Origin of the sequence: Parvibaculum sp. (assembly GCF_049672805.1) — a bacterium.
Taxonomy (GTDB): Bacteria; Pseudomonadota; Alphaproteobacteria; order Parvibaculales; family Parvibaculaceae; genus Parvibaculum.
Window position 1 is genome coordinate 1 of the sequence record NZ_JBATWS010000460.1, and the last position, 5,581, is coordinate 5,581.

2 protein-coding genes are annotated in these 5,581 nt (G+C 58.8%); one reads left to right on the top strand and one right to left on the bottom strand.

Annotated features, from left to right (window positions below; all coding sequences use genetic code 11):
• Positions 1 to 832: polysaccharide pyruvyl transferase family protein (locus WBF74_RS14340; protein ID WP_424441113.1), on the bottom strand; the 832-nt coding region annotated here is incomplete at its 3' end.
• 596 nt (positions 833 to 1,428) lie between these two features.
• On the opposite strand from WBF74_RS14340, the gene WBF74_RS14345 reads away from it, so the two are divergent.
• On the top strand, positions 1,429 to 5,581 hold a 4,153-nt coding region (locus tag WBF74_RS14345; RefSeq protein WP_424441115.1), incomplete at its 3' end, for a type I polyketide synthase.

Sequence of the window (5,581 nt, forward strand, 5' to 3'; positions counted from 1 at the left end):
CTACCGAATTGCTCAGGCAACCAACCACCTCGGAGAGGCTTCTTGGCTCCAGTACGACAGACTTGCTTTTCGCAAGCAGCGCGATCTTCTGCGCCGTGATGTCGTCTCCATGGCACGGCCCCAGGGCGACGAGCACCGGCGTGGCATTCAGATGCTCGGCAATCTCATCCACATGGCGCGCCACATCCTCAGGATTTTGCCCCGCGAAGTAGCGCGTATTCAAATGAAGGACGGCGATACGGTCCGGTACGTCATGTCCCCTGTCGGTAAAGGCCCGGTGGCGAGCGTCTCTCAGTTTATCTTCTGTCCACAGATGATTTACTTCCCATGCCGTATCCGGCACCAGGAGCACACCTGCGTCCGGGTCGATTTCTTGCAGGTAGCGCTGACTGATCTCATCGCGCACGGCAAGAATTGAAGCGCGCTGCAGGGCCTCGTGTACCTGCTCAGTCAAGGGCCTCGGCAAAGGCGCCGCAAGCCCCGGAGCCAACCATATGACAGGCGCTTCAGGCGCGGCCGCCAGCGAGGCACCGAGCCACAGATCGGCATAATGCGCGCCACCGCCTGCCCGATAACCGCCGACATCGGAAATATTGGCGTGGATGATGTTGCCCCCGCCAATGAAAACACATCCAAAATCAGATGACCGGGAAGCGAAATCACGAATGCTGATTGAAGGAACACAGTCCGCCCAAATGGGCTCCCCACCTACCGGAGATACATGCTCAAACTGCAGCCCCTCAATGTCGCGCAATCTGTAGCGCAAGATGAGCGGGAACAGGAGGTCCCCAAAATTTTCAACATCAAAAGTACCGAATTGCGCAATTTTCATGAGAGAGCTGGTCTTCGAACAAAATACTGAGGATTGTCGCTGAACTTCAGATGCCCGCAAATGAAAAACTCAACCGACAAAGATCAGGAAGCCATCACCTCATCCGTCATCTGCGAAAACGCACGCGTACTAATGGGTATACAGAGTTTTTGAGCGCCCGGAACGCCCACACACCTCCCCCCGACTTCATACTATCTGCCAGACGCCGCCGAAAGGGCGGAAACCGACACGGCATGGCAACAAGCGGCAGATCGCCGATTCGGGCAGAATAATAGGTGCTGTTATCCCCTAATCCGCGACGCGCTACGACCGGCTTATGGACTGACCTTTCGATCTACGCCCCCCAAACGGCTGTCCGATTCGTCAAGATTGCCTTTAGGGACGGCTGATCGGGGGCTGCGATCAAGTCTCACGCGCGAGCCGCGGGGCGTTTGGAGCCTAGGCGCTATAGACAAGCCAGATGACACATCGTTGCTGGCCTTGTGTGTGTGGCTTGGGTAAGGTTCATCGAACTTCAATAGATGTAACCCAGCTCTAAAGTAGATCGTCGGGCCTTTGTCCGGCATGTGCGAGTAACCCGGGGGGGGATTTGAAGCGTGGCAACAGTCAGAGCCACCGATATCGCTATCGTCGGCATGTCCTGCCGATTTCCGGGCGGGGCAAACTCACCTCTCTCTTATTGGGAGCTGCTCGCTTCCGGCCGTGATGCCGTCAGCGAAATTCCCGCCGATCGCTGGGATCATTTCCGGTTCAAGCACCCGAACAAAAAGGCAAGCGGCCGTTCCTACACCTTTTCCGCCGGCACGCTGGGTGACATAAGCGGTTTTGACGCAGCGTTTTTCGGTATCTCGCCACGCGAGGCCGATGCGATGGACCCCCACCAGCGGATGCTTCTGGAACTCGCGTGGGAAGCCTTCGAGTCCGGCGGACAGATTCCTGAGCATTATGAAGGCCGGAATTGCGCCGTTTATGTGGGTATCTCATCTACGGAGTACGGCTCCGTACAACAGGGCGATATTGACGGTGCCAATGCCTATATGATGCTGGGCACGACGCTGTCGATTGCTGCGAACCGTATTTCCTACCAGTTCGGCCTTCAGGGCCAGAGCATGGCAATCGATACGGCCTGCTCTTCCTCGCTGGTTGCGCTCAACGAGGCGCTGAATGCGATCTGGTCGGGCCGTTCCGAAATGGCGCTGGTGGGTGGCATCAGCCTGCTTGTGAGCCCGTTCCCCTTTGTCGGCTTCTCCAAGGCCACCATGCTTTCCGACTACGGGCGTTGCCGGGCCTTTGGCGCCAATCCCGGCGGCTATGTCAGAGGCGAAGGCGGGGGGGTCATTCTCATCAAGCCTCTCGCGGCGGCTATTCGCGACGGCGATCCGATCCACGCGGTGATTGCGGGAGCGGGCACAAATTCGGACGGGCGCACCAATGGCATCGCCCTCCCCTCTTACGAAGCGCAGAGCAGGCTGATCGCCGAGACGTTGAAGCGCTTCGACGTCAATCCCGCTGATATCGATTTCTTCGAGGCGCATGGCACCGGCACAGCGGTGGGCGATCCCACCGAGAGCAAGGCCATCTCGCTTGCGATTGCAACCAAACGTCGGCCGGAAAGCGGGCCGCTTCCGATTGGTTCCGCCAAATCCAATATCGGCCATCTCGAACCTGCTTCCGGCATGGCCGGGCTCATCAAGGCCGTTCTCGCCATTCGCAATCGCGCAGTGCCGAAGACGCTGCATGCAGACCCGCTCAACCCGGAGATTGATTTTGACGGCTTGAATATTGCGCCTGCGCAGCAGCTGACGCCTCTCACCGTCACTGGGCGACCGATTTACGCGGGCGTCAATTCTTTCGGTTTCGGCGGTACCAATGCGACCGTGATCCTGCGCGAGCATGTGGAAGAGGCATCCCAGTCGAGGCCGCAAACAGCGACTCCTCCGCCTCTCGTCCTTTCTGCAAAGTCGCCAGGTGCGCTTCAAAAAATGGCAACGCGCTATGCCGATCTGCTGCAGAGCGCGGAGCGTGATGACTATTACGATATTGCCTACACAGCGGCATACCGCCGTGCACGACTCAGGAACCGGCTTATCGTCGAAGGTGATAGCAGAGAGAATATCGCGGACGCGCTTCGCGCCTATGCTGCAGGTGATGCAAGCAGCGCGGTTTCCGGCGAGGCATCATCGCACACGGGCAAGGTCGGCTTTGTATTCAACGGCAATGGCGCGCAATGGGGCGGCATGGGCCGCAAGGCCTATGCCGGAAGTGAAACATTCCGCGCGCGCCTTGACGAGATAGATGCTCTCATCCGCAAACATGCGGGGTGGTCGCTTGTCGAGCTTCTTCATGCGGATGATGCTGCAGAACAGTTGCAGCGCACGGAACTCGCGCAGCCTGCGCTGCTTGCAATTCAACTCGCGCTTGTTTCCTGCCTTGAGGAAACGGGCCTCACCCCCCATGCCGTGTCGGGACACAGTGTCGGAGAGGTAGCGGCGGCGTATGTCTCCGGTGCATTCGGCCTTGATCAGGCCGTGCGCCTCATTATTGCGCGATCAAACGCGCAAGGACTGACACGGGGCGATGGCCGCATGGCGGCCGCAAGCCTCACGCCGGAGCAGGCCCGGGAGATTGAAGCGGAAGCGAATGGCAAGGTTGAACTTGCAGCAATCAACAGCTCAAGCTCGGTAACGCTTGCCGGCGATGAAGCGGCCCTTCTGGCGCTTGGCAAAAAGCTCGCCGAACGGAAGATTTTCTTCCGCATGCTTGATCTCGACTATGCCTTCCACAGCCATGTGCTTGATCGGGTGCGCGGTGATTTCCATGCGATGGTCGGCACGGTGGAAACGGGCACAACCTGCATTCCCTTCTACTCGACCGTGCATGGGGCAAAACTCGCTGGCGAGCATCTCGATGCTTCCTACTGGTGGGACAATGTGCGCAAGCCGGTCCAGTTCCACCATGCCCTGCGCGAGATGATCCATGATGGCGTGGACATTCTGATCGAGATTGGCCCGCACGCGATTCTGCAACCCTATCTTCGGCAAATCCTGCGCGAGGCGGGACACGATAGTTTGCCCATCCCTTCTTTCACGAAGTCCGACAATGACGCGTTCGCGATCAGGCGCGTGCGCGACATGGCCTTCTGCGCCGGGGCAAACATCGACCTCGCGCGCCACTTCCCCGTCCGGGGGCGTTGCGTGGAACTGCCGTCCTATCCCTGGCAGCATGAAAGTCACTGGATTCGCGCGACACCAGAGGCGGAAGGCGCTCTCTTCCGTTCAAGGGAAGGAGTCTTTCTCGGCGTGCGCCCGCAGCGCGGCTATACGACATGGGAAAGCATCATTGATCCCGAGATCTACCCGTTTCTTGAAGACCATGATGTAGGCGGCTCCATTGTTTTCCCTGCCGCCGGATTTGTTGAGCTTGCGCTGGAAGCGTCACTGGCTCTCTTCGAGGGCGCGTGCCACGAAATCGAGATGCTGGAAATTCGCCGCCCGCTTGTTCTCACGCGCGGGCAGGTCATGAATGTCCGCTTCATCTATGACGAAGATGACAAGGCATTCCGCATCGAAACACGCAAACGCATGAGCGATGATCGCTGGTCACTCAATGCCGTGGGGCGGCTTTCGGCGGCAACTTTTGGGCAGAAAGACACGCCTGCATCGCGCGATCTCGGCGCTGACGCACTACGGATAGATCGCAAAACCCATTATGAAATTGCGTCCGGGATCGGTCTCAACTACGGGTCAGCCTTTCGCGCGGTCGAGGGTGTCCAGATTTCAGGCAATGAGGCGGTCGTAATTCTGCACAGGCCGGATCTTTATGCAGGACAGCGCTTTGCGCTCAATCCTGCAATTCTCGATGGCTGTCTGCAGGGCCTTTTCTCCCTGCTCTTTTCTCAGGGCATGAAGGAGGGCAGCGCCTATCTGCCATATCAGCTTGGGCGCCTGAAGCTGTACCGTCCTTATGAAGATGCGACGCGGTGCGACGCAAGCCTTCGCCGAAAGACAGAAAAATCGCTGGTTGCGGATTTCGTTCTTTTCAATGCCGAAGGTCAATGCGTGGCGGAGGTGACGGGGTTCCGCTTTCTGCGCGCGGATCTCCGTCAGGGTGTCAGCGCGGGTGCACGGCGCTTCCGCTTTGAGCTTCTGCCCGTCGATCATGTCGGGCCGAACTGCAGAACGCCCCGTGCATCGGAGATTTCTGAAGCATTGTCATTCCACGACAGCGCGGCCGCGACGTCGAAGCAGGTGCCCGATCTTGATGCGATCACCGAGGTGCTGACAGGTCAGAGTGATCATGGCACCGACCTGTGGGCCGAAGCATTTGCGCAGCATCCGGGCTATCTCGCCGAACTCAATACGCTGATGCAGCGCAGCCTCGCCGGTGCGGATGAACCGCTCAATACAGAGTTGCGCGAACATCTGCTCGAAAGCTCGCCAAGCTTTTCTCCGGCCCGCACTCTTCTGAAGCAGGCCGTTGGCGTGATCGTCAAGAACTGGCCGAAGAATCGCAGATTGCGCGTGCTGGAGCTCGGTACGGCGAACGCGCTTGTGCGCGAGATCGCCTCGATGGGCGCAAAGGGCGCGGTGGACTACACAATCACATGCGATGATGAAGCCCGGATCGACAGCCTCTCCATGGAAGTGGAACATGCCGATGTGCGGTTCCTGCATATGGATCTGGCGGGCCTTCTGTCCGAGGCGGAGCGCGACAAGCTCGGCTCATTTGATGTCGTGATCTGCCCTCTGG